This is a genomic window from Mycolicibacterium lacusdiani (assembly GCF_021916785.1).
Lineage (GTDB): Bacteria > Actinomycetota > Actinomycetes > Mycobacteriales > Mycobacteriaceae > Mycobacterium > Mycobacterium lacusdiani.
This window is the reverse complement of the sequence record NZ_JAKCFC010000001.1, coordinates 813,004-828,270: the sequence shown is the minus strand read 5'-3', so window position 1 is coordinate 828,270 and position 15,267 is coordinate 813,004. Positions and strand designations below refer to the sequence as shown.

General features: G+C 67.8%; 13 protein-coding genes and 1 tRNA gene. 7 read left to right on the top strand and 7 right to left on the bottom strand.

Features of this window, described 5'->3' with window-relative positions:
* The first annotated feature begins 35 nt into the window (after positions 1-35).
* Positions 36-620, top strand: a complete 585-nt coding sequence (locus LOK44_RS04070) for a TetR/AcrR family transcriptional regulator (protein ID WP_372481187.1) — start codon at positions 36-38, stop codon at positions 618-620.
* Complete coding sequence (locus LOK44_RS04065; RefSeq protein WP_237568740.1) at positions 617-2,152, top strand: glycerol-3-phosphate dehydrogenase/oxidase; 1,536 nt, start codon at positions 617-619, stop codon at positions 2,150-2,152. The genes LOK44_RS04070 and LOK44_RS04065 overlap by 4 nt, the downstream gene beginning before the upstream one ends.
* 89 nt (positions 2,153-2,241) lie before the next feature.
* On the opposite strand, the gene LOK44_RS04060 is transcribed toward LOK44_RS04065, so the two are convergent.
* The 7 genes from LOK44_RS04060 to aceE form a co-directional block, all read right to left on the bottom strand.
* Positions 2,242-3,675 carry an acyl-CoA carboxylase subunit beta gene (locus LOK44_RS04060; RefSeq protein WP_237568739.1) on the bottom strand — a complete coding sequence of 478 codons (1,434 nt, stop codon included), beginning with the start codon at positions 3,673-3,675 and terminating at the stop codon, positions 2,242-2,244.
* A gap of 64 nt (positions 3,676-3,739) precedes the next feature.
* Positions 3,740-4,990: a KasA/KasB family beta-ketoacyl-ACP synthase gene (locus tag LOK44_RS04055; protein WP_237568738.1), complete on the bottom strand. Its 1,251-nt coding sequence runs from the start codon at positions 4,988-4,990 to the stop codon at positions 3,740-3,742.
* 35 nt (positions 4,991-5,025) lie between these two features.
* A complete protein-coding gene (kasA, locus tag LOK44_RS04050) occupies positions 5,026-6,276 on the bottom strand; it encodes a 3-oxoacyl-ACP synthase KasA (protein WP_237568737.1) in 1,251 nt (416 codons plus the stop codon).
* A complete protein-coding gene (gene acpM / locus LOK44_RS04045) occupies positions 6,273-6,566 on the bottom strand; it encodes a meromycolate extension acyl carrier protein AcpM (RefSeq protein ID WP_237568736.1) in 294 nt (97 codons plus the stop codon). The genes kasA and acpM overlap by 4 nt, the downstream gene beginning before the upstream one ends.
* A 93-nt stretch (positions 6,567-6,659) precedes the next feature.
* Positions 6,660-7,568 (bottom strand): ACP S-malonyltransferase, encoded by a 909-nt coding sequence (locus LOK44_RS04040; RefSeq protein WP_237568969.1) that lies wholly within the window; start codon positions 7,566-7,568, stop codon positions 6,660-6,662.
* 152 nt (positions 7,569-7,720) lie between these two features.
* The gene (locus tag LOK44_RS04035; protein ID WP_237568735.1) at positions 7,721-9,004 is read right to left on the bottom strand and encodes a PucR family transcriptional regulator; all 1,284 of its coding nucleotides are present in this window, start codon (positions 9,002-9,004) and stop codon (positions 7,721-7,723) included.
* 61 nt (positions 9,005-9,065) lie between these two features.
* Positions 9,066-11,855: a pyruvate dehydrogenase (acetyl-transferring), homodimeric type gene (gene aceE / locus LOK44_RS04030; protein ID WP_237568734.1), complete on the bottom strand. Its 2,790-nt coding sequence runs from the start codon at positions 11,853-11,855 to the stop codon at positions 9,066-9,068.
* A gap of 149 nt (positions 11,856-12,004) precedes the next feature.
* Between aceE and LOK44_RS04025 the strand changes: the two genes are divergently transcribed.
* From LOK44_RS04025 to LOK44_RS04005, 5 genes are all read left to right on the top strand, one after another.
* Positions 12,005-12,580, top strand: a complete 576-nt coding sequence (locus LOK44_RS04025; RefSeq protein WP_237568733.1) for an Rv2240c family protein — start codon at positions 12,005-12,007, stop codon at positions 12,578-12,580.
* 95 nt (positions 12,581-12,675) lie between these two features.
* Positions 12,676-13,098, top strand: a complete 423-nt coding sequence (locus LOK44_RS04020) for a DUF3052 domain-containing protein (protein ID WP_163924489.1) — start codon at positions 12,676-12,678, stop codon at positions 13,096-13,098.
* Positions 13,099-13,104: 6 nt separating this feature from the next.
* Positions 13,105-13,569 carry a peroxiredoxin gene (locus LOK44_RS04015; RefSeq protein ID WP_237568968.1) on the top strand — a complete coding sequence of 155 codons (465 nt, stop codon included), beginning with the start codon at positions 13,105-13,107 and terminating at the stop codon, positions 13,567-13,569.
* Between the two features lie 47 nt (positions 13,570-13,616).
* Positions 13,617-13,691: transfer RNA gene (locus LOK44_RS04010), tRNA-Val, on the top strand.
* Between the two features lie 335 nt (positions 13,692-14,026).
* Entirely contained in the window at positions 14,027-15,094 is a 1,068-nt protein-coding gene (locus LOK44_RS04005) for a Fic family protein (RefSeq protein WP_237568732.1), read from the top strand.
* Positions 15,095-15,267: the final 173 nt, after the last annotated feature.

Genomic DNA, 15,267 nt, shown 5'->3' with positions numbered 1-15,267 from the left:
GTCGTCCACGAGAGTCATGCGTTACAGTATTACAGATCATGTCAATCAGTAACGCAGCGCCGCCCGCGCAGGTGGCGGACCGCATCCTCGACGCCGCAGCGGAGTGCGTCGTCGCCTATGGGGTCGACCGCGTCACGCTCGCCGAGATCGCCCGTCGTGCGGGTGTCAGTCGACCTACCGTGTACCGGCGTTTCCCCGACACCCGCTCGATCCTCGCGGCGCTGCTGACCCTGCGGATCACCCGCGCACTCGACGAGGTCCCCAGTGCGGGTAGGGGCCGAGAGCACCTGGTGGAGCGGGTGATCGAACTCGCCGACCGGCTGCGCCACGAACCCGTGATCATGACCGTGCTGCACCAGGCGCCCGACCTCGCGATGGTCTATCTCTCGGAACGACTCGGCACCAGCCAGCAGATCCTGCTCGACGCCGTCGCCGAAGAGATCATGGCGGCCCAGCGCGAGGGCAGCGTGCGCACCGGCGACCCGCGTCGGCTGGCGGCGATGTGCCTGCTCATCACGCAGTCGACGATCCTGTCCGCCGACTCCGTCGAACCGATCCTCGACGCCGACGCACTCACCACCGAACTGGCCCACGCCCTGAACGGATACCTCAAGCCATGACCAGCCCGACCGCACTCAACGCCGCCCGCCGCACCGCCGACCTCAGAGCGCTCGGTGACGGGGGACCGGTCGACGTCGTCGTCATCGGCGGGGGCATCACCGGGACGGGCATCGCGCTCGATGCAGCGACCAGGGGACTGGCGGTGGTGCTCGTCGAGAAGCACGACCTGGCCTTCGGCACCAGCCGGTGGAGTTCCAAGCTGGTGCACGGAGGCCTGCGCTACCTCGCGACCGGCAACTTCGGCATCGCGCGGCGCAGCGCAGTCGAACGCGGAATCCTCATGTCTCGCAACGCCCCTCACCTGGTCACGGCAATGCCGCAATTGGTGCCGCTGCTGCCATCGATGAGCAGGTCGTCGCGGGCGCTGGTTCGCGTCGGCTTCACCGCGGGTGACGGTCTGCGCAGGTTGGCGGGGACGTCCGCAGCGACGCTGCCACGGTCCCGGCGCATCGACGCCCGTCGTTCCGCGGAACTGTCGCCGACGGTGCGAAGGGAAGGGCTCGACGGCGCCTTCCTCGCCTACGACGGGCAGCTCATCGACGACGCGCGCCTCGTCACGGCCGTCGCCCGCACCGCCGCGCAGCACGGCGCGCGGGTGCTGACCCGGGTGTCGGCGTCGCACGCGACCGGCACCTCGGTCCGGCTGACCGACGAGCTGACCGGCGAATCGCTCGACGTGTCGGCGCGCGCGGTGATCAACGCGACCGGGGTGTGGGCCGGTGAGGTCGACCCGTCGATCCGCTTGCGCCCCAGCCGCGGCACGCACCTCGTGTTCGATGCGGCGACGTTCGGCAACCCCACCGCCGCGCTCACGGTCCCGATTCCCGGCGCGGTCAACCGGTTCGTCTTCGCGATGCCCGAGCAGCTGGGCCGGGTGTACCTCGGCCTCACCGACGAGGACGCGCCCGGACCAATCCCCGATGTGCCGGAGCCGACGCCGGACGAGATCGCCTTTCTACTCGACACCGTCAACACCGCTCTCGACGCGGCGTTGACGATGGCCGACGTCATCGGCGCGTACGCCGGGTTGCGGCCCCTGATCGACACCGGCAGCGGGCATACGGCAGACGTATCGCGCGACCACGCGGTGAGCGAGTCCGCCAACGGCGTCGTGAGCGTGATCGGCGGCAAGCTCACCGAGTATCGCTACATGGCCGAGGATGTGCTGGACCGGGCGATCGCGGTGCGCGGGCTGTCCGCCGGGCCGTGCCGCACGCGCAACCTCCCGCTGGTGGGCGCGCCCGCCAACCCGGTGGCGACGCTGCGGTCACCGGTCGAATTGCCGTCGTCACTGGTCGCCCGCTTCGGCGCCGAGGCGCCCAACGTGATCGCACGCGCGACGTGTCCGCGGCCCACCGAGCCAGTCGCCGATGGAATCGACGTGCTGCGAGCGGAATTCGAGTATGCGGTCACCCACGAGGGTGCGCTGACCGTCGACGACGTGCTGGACCGCCGGACGCGAATCGGCCTGGTGGCAGCGGATCGCTCGCGGGTCGTGGGCGTCGCAGAGGAGATGTTCGCGGCGCGCTGACCGCGAGCTGACGCCCAACAGACGCCAAATCGCACGAATCCTGGTGGATTCGTGCGACTTGGCGTCTGCTCGCGAGGGAAGCCCCGGGCTTACAGCGGGATGTTCTTGTGGCGGCCGCGGCGCGCGGGCGCCTCGGCGAGTGCCTGCGTCACGACGCTGCGGGTGTGGGCCGGGTCGATCTTCGCGTCGACGACGCCGATCTCGATGGCGCTGTCCACGCCGCCCGCGATCCGCTCGTGCTCGGCGGCCAGTTCCTCGTGCAAGGCCTCGCGGTCCTCGGGAGCGGCGGCGGCCAGCTTGCGCTTGTGCAGGATTCCGACCGCGGCCTTGGCACCCATGACGGCGACCTCGGCGTCGGGCCACGCGAACACCTTGGTGGCGCCCAGCGACCGCGAGTTCATCGCGATGTACGCGCCGCCGTAGATCTTGCGGGTCACCAGCGTCACGCGGGGGACCGTCGCCTCACCGAACGCGTGCAGCAATTTGGCGCCACGGCGAACCACGCCGCCCCACTCCTGGTCGACGCCTGGCAGGTAGCCGGGCACGTCGACGACCACGACGATCGGGATGCCGAACGCGTCGCACAGCCGCACGAAGCGGGCGGCCTTCTCGGCGCTCTCGGAGTTCAGGCAACCGCCCAGGCGCAGCGGGTTGTTGGCGAGCACGCCGACGCTGCGACCCGCGAGCCTGCCTAGGCCGACGACCATCGACGGTGCCCACTTGGCCTGGAACTCCTCGAACGGAGCATCCTCGTCGAGCAGCGCACCCACCAGCGGGTGCACGTCGTAGGCGCGCCGGGGGGAGTCGGGCAGCAGCGCGGCGAGGTCGGTGTCGCCCGCCTCGGCCTTGCTGCGGTCGAAGTGTCCCTGCTGGCAGAACAGGCCGACCAGGCGGCGGCCACGCTCGTAGGCGTCGAGTTCGTCGTCGGCGACGATGTGGCAGACGCCGGACTTCTTGTGGTGGGTGTCGGGTCCGCCGAGGGACGCCATGTCGACGTCCTCGCCGGTGACGCTGCGCACGACGTCGGGGCCGGTGACGAACACGCGGCCCTCCGGCGCCATGATCACGACGTCGGTGAGCGCGGGGCCGTAGGCGGCGCCACCCGCTGCGAAGCCGACGACCACGGAGATCTGCGGGATGTAGCCCGACGCCCGGATCATCGCCTCGAAGACGAGACCGACCGCGTGCAGCGCCTTGACGCCCTCGGCCAGCCGGGCGCCGCCGGAGTGCCAGATGCCGATGATCGGGCTCTGCTCCTCGATGGCGGTGTCGTACGCGTCGACGATGTGCTTGCAGCCGTCGACGCCCATCGCGCCACCCATGACGGTGCCGTCGGTGCAGAAGGCAACGGTGCGCACGCCGTTCACGGTGCCCGCCGCGGCGAGGACGCCGGACTTGTCCCGCTCGTGCAGCAGTTCGACGCTGCCGTCGTCGAAGAAGGTGGAGAGGCGCAACATCGGGTCGCGCGGGTCGAGGGATTCGCCTACGTTCCCGGGGGCTTCCGGATTGGCCACTGTCGTCATCTCAAGTCTCCTGGTTTCGTAACGCTTCGCTTCAAGGCGCTGTTGGTTTCGTGCCGTGCGTGCTTCAGTACTTCCCGAAGGCGAGAGCGACGTTGTGCCCGCCGAATCCGAATGAATTCTTGATCGCGTACTGGAAATCAGCCTGTCGGGGCTCTCCGGCGACCACGTCGAGGTCGATGTCCGGATCGAGGTTGCGCAAGTTCAAGGTAGGCGGAACGACGCCGTCGCGCAGGGCCAGCACGGTGAGAACCGCCTCGACCGCACCGACTGCGCCCACCGAGTGACCGAGTGCCGACTTCGGCGCGTACACCGCAGGCCTGTTGCTGCCGAGGGCGTTGTTGATCGCCTTGCCCTCCGCCACGTCGCCGACCGAGGTTCCGGTCGCATGCGCGTTGACGTGGTCGATGTCGCCGGGGGTGAGCCCGGCGAGCTGGATGGCCCGCGTGATCGCCCTGCCGGCCTGCTCGCCTGACGGGTCGGGCGCCACGATGTGGTACCCGTCGGACGTCACGGCCGCGCCCATCAGTCGGGCGAGGATGTTCGCGCCGCGTGCCTTGGCGTGCTCCTCGGTCTCGATGACCATGAGCGCGCCACCTTCGCCGAAGACGAAGCCGTTGCGGTCCTTGTCGAACGGGCGGCACGCACCCGCGGGGTCGTCGTTGGTGGTGGACAACACGATGCGCATCTGCGCGAATGCGGCGATCGGCACCGCTTCGATGCGGGTCTCGAGGCCGCCGCAGATCGCGATGTCGGCGTCACCGACGACGATGCTGCGCCAGGCATTGGCGATGCCCTCCGAACCGGATGCGCACGCCGACACTGGCGTCACCACACCCGCCCGAGCGTTGCGCTCGAGCCCCACCGTCGCGGCGGGGGAGTTCGGCATGTACGTCTGCACCGCCATCGGGGAGACGCCTTGGAGGCCCTTCTCCCGCATGCCGTCGTAGGCGTACAGCAGTTCCTCGCTGGAACCCATGCCCGTGCCGATCGACACCATCAGACGCTTGGTGTCGACTTCCGGCGAGCCGGCGTGTTCCCACGCCCGCCTGCCGATCACGGTGGCCATCTTCTGGAGGTAGGAGAACCGGTCGATCTCCTCGGGGGTCAGGTCCCCGTTGAAGTCCTCCAGGAGATGCCCGCCGATGCGGACGGGCAGGTCGTACAGGTCGATGAAATCGTCGTCCAGCGTGCGGATGCCGCTGTTGCCGTCGAGGAGACGCTTCCAGGTGCCCTCGGCGTCGGTCGCCAACGCGGTCGTCATGGCGAAACCAGTGACGACCACGTTGGGCAAACCGTCTGACGACATTCCTGCCATTACTGCTAAGACACTCCCTCTAGATCCGGCGACGGTCAGTAGCGACCGAAGGCCAGAGCGACATTGTGTCCACCGAAACCGAACGAGTTGTTGATGGCGTACTGGTAGTCGCCATACCGAGGCTCACCCGCGACGACATCGAGATCGATCTCGGGGTCGGGCGTCTCGTAGTTCAGTGTCGGCGGGATGACGCCGTCACGCAGTGCCAGGACCGTCAGGATCGACTCCAGTGCGCCGACGGCGCCGATCGAGTGGCCGAGCGCCGACTTCGGGGCGTACACCGCGGCGTTCTCCACACCGGCGTTCCGGATGGCGTTCGCCTCGGCGACGTCGCCGATCGAGGTGGACGTGGCGTGCGCGTTGACGTGGTCGATGTCCGACGGCGACAGGCCGGCGGTCTCCATCGCACGCTTCATCGCGCTGGCGGCCCGAAGACCGTCCGGTGCCGGCGCCACCATGTGGTACGCGTCCGACGAGATGCCGGCGCCCATCAGCCTGGCCAGTGGCTTCGCGCCGCGAGCCAGGGCGTGCTCCTCGGTCTCGATGACCATGAGCGCGCCGGCCTCGCCGAAGACGAACCCGTCGCGGTCCTTGTCGAACGGACGCGACGCGGCCTCCGGGTCCTCGTTGCGGGTCGACATCGCGCGCATCATCGAGAACGCCGCGATCGGCAGCGCCTCGATACCGCCTTCGACGCCACCGCAGACGGCGATGTCCGCGTCACCCATGACGATCTGACGCCACGCGTGGGCGATGCCCTCCGAGCCCGACGAACACGCCGACACGGGGGTGATGACCCCGGCCCGCGCGCCCAGCTCGAGGCCGACGACTGCGGCGGCACCGTTGGGCATCACCATCTGAACGGCCAGGGGGGACACCTTGCGGGGTCCACCCTCGTTCATCGCGTCGTACATCTCGACGATCTTCTCGCCGCCACCGAGGCCGGTGCCGATCACGACCGAGAACCGGTCGGGATCGACCTCCGGACGCCCGATGCTGTCCCACAGCTGATTGCCGAGGTACTTCGACATCCGCTGCACGTAGGACATGCGTCGCATCTCGAGGCGGCTCATCAGAGGGTCGAGGGGCTCCGCGAGGTGCCCGCCGATCTTGACGGCCAGGTCCCACTTCTCGACGAAGTCGTCCTCGAGGATGCGGATGCCGCTCTGCCCTGCCAGCAGTCCCTTCCACGTGCTCTCGATGTCCGGTGCGATCGAGGTGGTCGCCGTGACGGCGGTCACGACGACGTTGGGGAAACCGCCGTTAGCAGTGGAAGGGCGGGTCACGAGGTGAACTTGTCGCGCAGTGCTGCGGCTGCCTCGGGGTTCTCTTCCTCGAGCTTCTGGATGTAGGCGACGACGTCACCGACGGTGCGCAGGCCCGCGAGGTCCTCGTCGGGGATCTTCACGCCGTACTTGTCCTCGGTCTGAACGGCGATCTCGACCATCGACAGCGAGTCGATGTCCAGGTCGTCGACGAACGACTTCTCCGGGGTGACCTCGGAGGGCTCGATGCCGGTGACCTCTTCGATGATCTCGGCGAGACCGGAGATGATTTCCTGCTGAGTGGCGGCCACGATGGCTCCTTCTGTTTCTTGATGATCGGCTCTCCACGGTGGAGAGCCGTTGTCACGCCTTGAAGACGTTGTGGTGCGGTCTGGCGGGCCCGGTTAGATCTCCGTGAGCCCGTCCAGGTCTGCGGGGGTCTTGACGGCGTGCGTCGGCACTCCCCGAAGTTCTCGTTTCGCGATCCCGACGAGCGTCCCGGCGGGTGGGAACTCGATGATCGCGGTGACCTCGCGCTGACCCAGCGTCGCCGTGCACAGGTCCCAGCGCACGGGTCGGGTCAACTGGGCGACCAGCTTGGTCATCGCGTCGGCGGCCGATTCGACCGGTTGGCCGTCGGCGTTCGACAGCAGCGTGGTGGACGGCTCACCGGCGGTCACGGACTGCGCGGCGGCCGAGTAGCCGTCGAGCGCGGAGGCCATGTAGTGGGTGTGGAACGCGCCGGCCGTCGCGAGCTTGCGCACGCGCGCCTTCGCCGGCGGGTCCTCGACGAGCTTGTCGAGCGCCGAGATCGCGCCCGCGGCGACGATCTGCCCCGCGGCATTGCGGTTGGCGGGGACCAGGTCGAGCGCGTCGAGACGGGCGAGCACCTCGGCCTCGTCGCCGCCGAGCACCGCGGCCATGCCGGTGGGCTCGGTGGCGCACGCCTTGGCCATCTCCGCGCCGCGGGTGGCGGCGAGGGTGACGGCGTCGTCGGCGGCGAGCACGCCTGCGATCGAGTAGGCCGCAATCTCGCCGACCGAGTGGCCGGCCGTCACGGTCGTCTTGCCGTTGAGCAGTCCGCGCTTGGTCACCTCGTCGAAGGCCAGCAGCGTCGCGGCGACCACCAGCGGCTGGGTGATCGCGGTGTCGGTGATCTCCTCGGCCGTTGCCGTGGTGCCCAGCCGGACCAGGTCGAGGCCGATCGCCTCAGACCAGGAGCCCAGACGCTCCTGCGCGCCGGGCAGTTCGAGCCACGGGGAGAGCATGCCTGGGGTCTGCGATCCTTGTCCTGGCGCGAGCAGCGCAAGCACGGGTTCTTGGGGCACGGATTAAGAGAACACTGTGAAGACCGGTTTGTGCGGTGTAAGAGATTATGAACCTCGTCTTATGTTTTTGTGGGAAGTCTACAAAACCGCACGTGATGGGACATTCCCGATATACAGCCGCGACATCCGCAGCGACGTCACTGTCCGCGAAACGAAGTAGATAGCGGCGTCAGCTCCACCATGGCCCTGTTTACCGTGCTGGTGTGGGAGACCTCACGGCTCAGGCGGCCGAGGGTCGTCGCGACCCGCAGGATGTACGCGTCGCGCGGCACCGTGGGATCCCTGCCCGTGAAGTCGGTGATGCGTTTCAGGCGGTAGCGAACCGTGTTTGGATGAACGAACAATTTGCGCGCGCACGCCTCGATCGCACCCCCTGAATCGAGGTATGCGTCGAGGGTCTCGGCGAGCGCGGGTCCGGCGTCGGCCAGCGGTCGCATCACCTCGGTTTCCAGGACGGCGATGGCCGTGCGGTCCCCGGCGAGGGCTCGTTCGGGCAGCAGTTCGCGAGCCGGCACGGGCCGCGGCGCGCCACTCCACCCGGCCACCGCGTTCATGCCCGCCATGGCCTCGTTGGCGCTGTAGTGCGCGCCGGACAGCGACGTGGCGACCGGCCCGATGACGACCGGGCCGTCCCCGAACACGTTCATCAGGTCCGCGAGGAACCGGTCGGTCGGCGAGAGTTGGCCCGACACGATGGCCACCAACCAGGTGCCGTGCACGTCGGTCAGCGCGACGCGTCCGTGCCGGTTGACGATGGCGTGAACGTCCTCGCTGGTGTACTCCACCCGGGCCGGGTTGGGTAGGCCGACCACGACGGTCGCCGGGGCCGTGGCATCCCAGTTGAGCGCGGCGGCCTGCGACTGGAGTCCCGGGCCGATGTCGCCGCGGACCACCGCGTCGACGATGTTGGCCTCCATCCGCGTGTCCCACGCGCCGCGTGCCTCCGCGGCGTCGGCGTACCCGGAGGCGGCGGCGAAGGCGAGGTTGCGGCTGTAGCGCAGGATGCCGATGGTCAGCGCGGTCCGCTGGTCCTGGTTGCGCGCCAGCACCGGCACCGCTTCCTCGAAGTGCTCCATGGTCACCCGCACCATGTCCACGGTCTGTCGCAGTGCGATGCGACGGGTCAACTCTTGGGGCACCAGCGCGAAGGCCTCGGCGGTGTATCCCACGTCGCCGCGCGGATCGCGCATCCACTCGGCGAAGTTCACCAGCGCCGTCTGGACGACGAGCTGGACGCTGGCCCGCTGCGACGCCTCGAGTTCGGCGAAGAATGGCAGCCGCTCACCCATGACGTGGATGGCCTCGGTGGACAGCCGCCCGGAATGCTGCTTCACGCGTCGAAGCAGCGATTCCGGGACGGAGTCCAGCAACTCCAGCGACGACCTGCTGGCCGAGTCGTCGACCACGGCTTTGTCAGTCATCCCTAAAAGCTACGCCAAGGATCTGGCAGATTCCTCCAAGGGCGCCGACTGATGTCGAGGCTCAGGCGCTCCCGGTGTCCTTGAACGAGACGCCTGCGGCCAGGACGTCGTCGATCTTGTACTGCTTGGCAGCAGCCACCGCGACCGACGGATCGATCTCACCGTCGCGGGCCAGGGCCGAGAGCACGGCGACCACGACCGACTCGGCGTCGGTGTTGAAGTAGCGCCGCGCCGCGGGCCGGGTGTCGGAGAACCCGAAGCCGTCGGTGCCCAGAGTGACGTATGTGTTGGGCACCCAGGGGCGGATCTGCTCCGGGACGGCCCGCATCCAGTCCGACACGGCGATCGCCGGGCCCGCCGTGTCGGCGAGCACCTTGGTCACGTACGCCTGACCGGCCTGCTTGTCCGGGTGCCGCAGGGCCTCCCGGTCGATGGCGACGCCGTCGCGGTTCAGTTCGCCCCAGCTGGTCACCGACCAGACGTCGGCGGCGACGTCCCACTCGGCGGCCAGCAGATCGGCGGCACGCAACGCCTCGGGCATCGCGACGCCGGAGGTGAGGATCTGCGCGACGTTGCTGCGCTTCTCCTTCGCCGCCCGGTACCGGTAGATGCCCCGCAACAGACCCTCGGGATCGAAGTTCTCCGGCTCGGCGGGCTGAACGTAGGGCTCGTTGTAGATCGTCATGTAGTAGAAGACGTTCTCGGGGGCGTCGCCGTACATGCGCCGCAGACCCTCTTCGACGATGTAGGCGATCTCGTAGGCGAACGCCGGGTCGTAGGTCACCACGGCCGGGTTCGTCGACGCCAACAGCAGCGAGTGTCCGTCGGCATGCTGCAGGCCCTCACCGGTCAGCGTGGTGCGACCGGCCGTGGCGCCCAGCACGAAGCCCTTGGCCATCTGGTCGGCGGCAGCCCACAGCCCGTCGCCGGTGCGCTGGAACCCGAACATCGAGTAGAAGATGTAGACCGGGATCATCGGCTCGTCGTGGGTCGCGTACGAGGTGCCGACCGAGGTGAACGACGCCGTGGACCCGGCCTCGTTGATGCCCTCGTGCAGGATCTGGCCGATCTCGCTCTCCTTGTACGCCAACATCAGTTCGGCGTCCACGGCGGTGTAGAGCTGGCCGTTGCGGTTGTAGATCTTCAGGCTCGGGAACCACGAGTCCATGCCGAACGTGCGGGCCTCGTCGGGGATAATCGGCACGATGCGCTTGCCGATCTCCTTGTCGCGCAACAGCTCCTTGAACGTGCGGACCGTCGCCATGGTGGTGGCGACCTCCTGGTTGCCCGACCCCTTCTTGAGCGCTTTGTAGGTGTCGCGCGGTGGCAGCTTGAGCGACTTCATCTTGGTGCGGCGCTCCGGCAGGAAGCCGCCGAGGGTGCGGCGACGGTCGAGCAGGTAGCGGATCTCGGGTGCGTTGGGCCCGGGGTGGTAGTACGGCGGGAGGTACGGGTTCTCCTCGAGCTGTTCGTCGCCGATCGGGATGCGCTGGGCGTCGCGGAAGTCCTTGAGGTCTTGCAGTGCGAGCTTCTTCATCTGGTGGGTGGCGTTGCGACCCTCGAAGTGCTTGCCCAGGGTGTAGCCCTTGATGGTCTTGGCCAGGATCACCGTGGGCTGACCCTTGTGCTCCATCGCGGCGCGGTAGGCGGCGTACACCTTGCGGTAGTCGTGGCCGCCGCGCTTGAGGTTCCAGATCTCGGCGTCGGTCATCGGTTCCACCAGCGCCTTGGTGCGCGGGTCACGACCGAAGAAGTGATCGCGCACGTAGCTGCCGTCGTTGGCCTTGTAGGTCTGGTAGTCACCGTCGGGCGTGGTGTTCATCAGGTTCACCAGCGCGCCGTCGCGGTCGGCGTGCAGCAGTGCGTCCCACTCGCGGCCCCACACCACCTTGATGACGTTCCAGCCGGCGCCACGGAAGAACGACTCCAACTCCTGGATGATCTTGCCGTTGCCGCGCACCGGGCCATCGAGGCGCTGCAGGTTGCAGTTGACGACGAAGGTCAGGTTGTCGAGCCCTTCGTTGGCAGCCACCTGGATGAGTCCGCGCGACTCCGGTTCGTCCATCTCGCCGTCGCCGAGGAACGCCCACACGTGCTGATTGGTGGTGTCCTTCAAGCCGCGGTCGGCCATGTAGTGGTTGAACCGGGCCTGATAGATGGCGTTCATGGGCCCCAGGCCCATCGACACCGTCGGGAACTCCCAGAAGTCCGGCATCAGCCGGGGGTGGGGGTAGGACGGCAGGCCGCCACCGGGATGGCTGTGCTCCTGGCGGAAACCATCCAGTTGGTCGGCGGTTAGCCGGCCCTCGAGGAAGGCGCGCGCGTAGATGCCGGGGGAGGCGTGGCCCTGGATGAAGATCTGGTCGCCGCCGCCGGGGTGGCTCTTGCCGCGGAAGAAGTGGTTGAACCCCACCTCGTAGAGCGCGGCCGACGAGGCGTAGGTCGAGATGTGGCCGCCCACACCGACTCCGGGCCGCTGCGCGCGGTGCACCATGATCGCGGCGTTCCATCGGATCCAGGCGCGGTAGCGACGCTCGACGTCCTCGTCACCGGGGAACCAGGGCTCCAACTCGGTCGGGATCGTGTTCACGTAGTCGGTCGACGTGAGCGCCGGGATCGCGACGCGTTGTTCGCCGGCGCGCTCCAGCAGGCGCAGCATCAGGTACCGGGCGCGCGACGGGCCGGACCGCTCGAGCAGTGCGTCGAACGATTCGAGCCACTCGGCCGTCTCGTCCGAGTCGATGTCGGGTAGGTATGAGGCGACGCCTTCGCGGATGACGCGAACACGATCGGGTTCTGTTGTGTTGCTTGAGTTTTGGGCCAGGTCCTGGCGTGCGAACTCGGTGGTCAACTTCCGCTCCTTGGTTGGCGGGTGCTCGGGCTCGTGGCCCTGGTGGACTGCATGTCCATCGTCCTCCATCCTGCCTCACCCCAACCACCTGGGTCGTCGTAGCGAGATGACCGGCGGTCCACCCGGCCGACCGGTAACGTCTGATGACCATGATCGGTCGACGGCTGCGGGCCGGCAGCCCGCGCGCCGCTGGTCGGGCCGTGGGCGTCGTCGCTGGGCTGGCCATGGTGGTCGCGGGCTGTCAGAGCGTCACGGACGGCTCGGCGACGCTCGACGGCTCCGACGTGCCGCTGTACCGCGCGTCGGCGTCGGCCTCCAGCGAGGCATCGGTGTCGAGTTCCGTGGCGCGCGAATCCGAGCGTCAGGCGTCGGCATCGACCGAGGCCGTGCACACCGCGTGCGAGGCCCTCAGCTCGAGCAGCGTCGATGCCATCGCCGCCGTGAACGTCTACGTCGGCGCCTACAACGAGGACTCGCCAGACGTCGTGGTCAAGGCCGGCCCGGCGATCGACGCGCTCAACCGCAGCGCAGATCTGGTGGAAGGCAGCGTCGCGGACCCGTTGACGCCGGAATTGCAGGCGTCGCTCCTCGGATGGGTGGATGCCGCGCGAGCACTTGCCGCGGCGATCGAAGGGGACGCGGGGGTCGACGAGTTCAACGCCGCGGTCACCCGGGTGAACGATTCGCAGACCGCCGCGTTGGACCTTTGCGACGCCGCATATTGACCAACTCGCGCGCCAGGCGCGTGGGTTGAGCCGTAGCGTGCAACTATAGGGCCGACGAAAGCGGGTGTCGGACCCGCTGGCATAAGGAGGACAGGGTGGTTGCGGCGGACTCGCCGAACTACGCCCAGAGGCTGGGCATCGAAAAGGACCATGTCATCCAGGAGCTTGGCTGGGATGAAGACAGCGACGACGACATCCGGGCGGACATCGAGGACGCCTGTGGCGGCGAACTCCTCGATGAGGACTCCGACGAGGTTGTCGACGTCGTGCTTCTGTGGTGGCGCGACGACGACGGTGACCTCGTCGACCGGCTGATGGATGCCATCACGCCGCTCGCGGACGACGGCGTCATCTGGGTGGTGACACCCAAGACCGGCAAACCCGGGCACGTGCAGCCGGCGGAGATCGCCGAGTCGGCACCGACCGCAGGGTTGGTGCAGACCTCGTCGGCGAATCTGGGCGACTGGATCGCGAGTCGACTGGTGCAGCCGAAGTCGAAGGCCGCCAGCCGGAGGTGAGTGGCGCTGCTTGAGGCAGGCACCGGCGCGCCGGACTTCACGCTGAAGGATCAGGCGGGCCAGCCCGTCACCCTGAGCGCCTTCCGCGGGTTGCACAACGTCCTGCTCGTGTTCTTTCCCTTGGCGTTCACCCCGGTCTGCCAGGGCGAGCTGGGGGAGATACGCGACCATCTGGACGACTTCCAGAACGACGCCACCCGGACGCTGGCGATCTCGGTCGGGCCACCGCCCACGCACCGGGCCTGGGCCACGCAGAACGGGTTCACGTTTCCGGTGCTGTCCGACTTCTGGCCGCACGGCGCGGTGGCCGAGGACTACGGCGTGTTCAACCCGCAGACCGGCTACCCGAACCGCGGCACGTTCGTCGTCGACGCGTCCGGGAGGATCGCGTTCGCGGAGATGAAGCAGCCGGGGGAACTGCGCGATCGGGCGGTGTGGACCGGGGCGCTCGCGGCCCTGCCTGCCCGCTGAGGGGATTTCCGGTGACGCCGCGTCGCCGTGTAGCCTCCCCCGAGCACGGGCGTGTAGCTCAGTGGTAGAGCTCTGGTTTTACACACCAGCGGTCGGGGGTTCGAAACCCTCCGCGCCCACCATTATAACTCCAGCTCAGAGGCTTGTAACCCAGAAGCTGGGCGCTTTTCAAAACCCCCGGTGTGCCAAGAGTGTGCCAAGAGATTTCGAACGGGTGAGCCCAACGGGCCTTGGACTTGACTTACACGCGGAGGCGCCAGTTGGTTGTAGACACCCCAGGCGATCCCGCTAACTGAAGTCAGATGCGTCTTCGGACTTCACTTAGACAAATAAGTGAAGTTAGACTGCGGTGGTGACTTCACTTAGCTCTGTGACTCGCGAGGACGTCCGTTGGGAGCCGCAGAGCAGGAGGCATGCGGGGCGAGCGCTACCCAAGTACGGCACCTATCACCCCACGGTGCCCGCCAGCATTGCCGAACTAGTTTTGGAGCTGCCATCGTTTGTGTTGGCCGACGCTGAGTCAGCCAGCCGCGAGATTGCACGGTTTGACGCCGAACTCGGCGGCGAGATCGCTCCGTTCGCATCAGTGTTGCTGCGGTCGGAATCCGCCGCGAGTTCGCAGATTGAGAACCTGACCGCCTCGGCGCGCGCAATCGGTGAGGCCGAGCTGCCCGGTGGAAAGTCCAAGCGAAACGCGGCCATGGTCGTCGCCAACACCGCTGCGATGCAGGCAGCGGTCGCCCTGTCTGACACCTTGAACGCGGACACTATCCGGACGATGCACCGCGCCTTGATGATCAACGATCCCCGCCACACCCCAGGCGAGTTCCGCACCGAGCCAGTGTGGATCGGAAGTGGGTCCACCCCGATCGGCGCGACGTTTGTCGGCCCGCGTCATGAGCTGATCCCTGGGGCGATCAGCGATCTGATCGCGTTCGCCCACCGGGCCGACGTGCCCGCGCTGCCGCAGATCGCGGTGAGTCACGCACAGTTCGAGACCATCCACCCCTTTACCGACGGCAACGGCCGGACAGGGCGCGCATTAGTGCAAGCGATGCTGCGCGATAAGGGATTGACGCGGCAGGTTACGGTGCCGGTCTCAGCCGGGCTGTTGGCCGACACCGGCGCGTACTTCGCCGCATTGACGAGCTATCGCGACGGTGACGCCGCGCCGATTGTCGAGAGCTTCTCGCGAGCCACCATTCTGGCGATCGCCAACGGGCGACAACTGGTCGTCGAACTTCGCGAGATCCGGGAAAACTGGAACGGTGTGATCTCCGCGCGGTCCGACTCCGCGGTGTGGAAGGTCGCCGACTTGTTGACTCGCCGCCCGGTCCTGAACGCCGTACTACTGGCGCAAGAACTGGGCGTCGAGTCGACCAATGCTCACCGCTATCTCAACCCGCTCACGAAAGCAGGAATTCTCGTCGAGACAACCAACGGGCCCCGCAACAGAGTGTGGCGTTCTCCAGAAGTACTCGCCGCGCTCGATGCTTTCGCCGCGCGCGCCGGCCGACGCGGTTAATCGACCGCTCAACTCGCTCCTCGGTCCCGTTGCTGTCGCGCCAAGGCGGAAGTAGGCGGCTCTAGGCGCTTCGCTTTGAACGGTGTCGCAGATGCCTAACGTGTTGTGTCGGGAAGCGCAGCTATGCTGGCGACGTCCGAAGAGGGTGAGTGATGGCGAAGACTTTGGAGTTC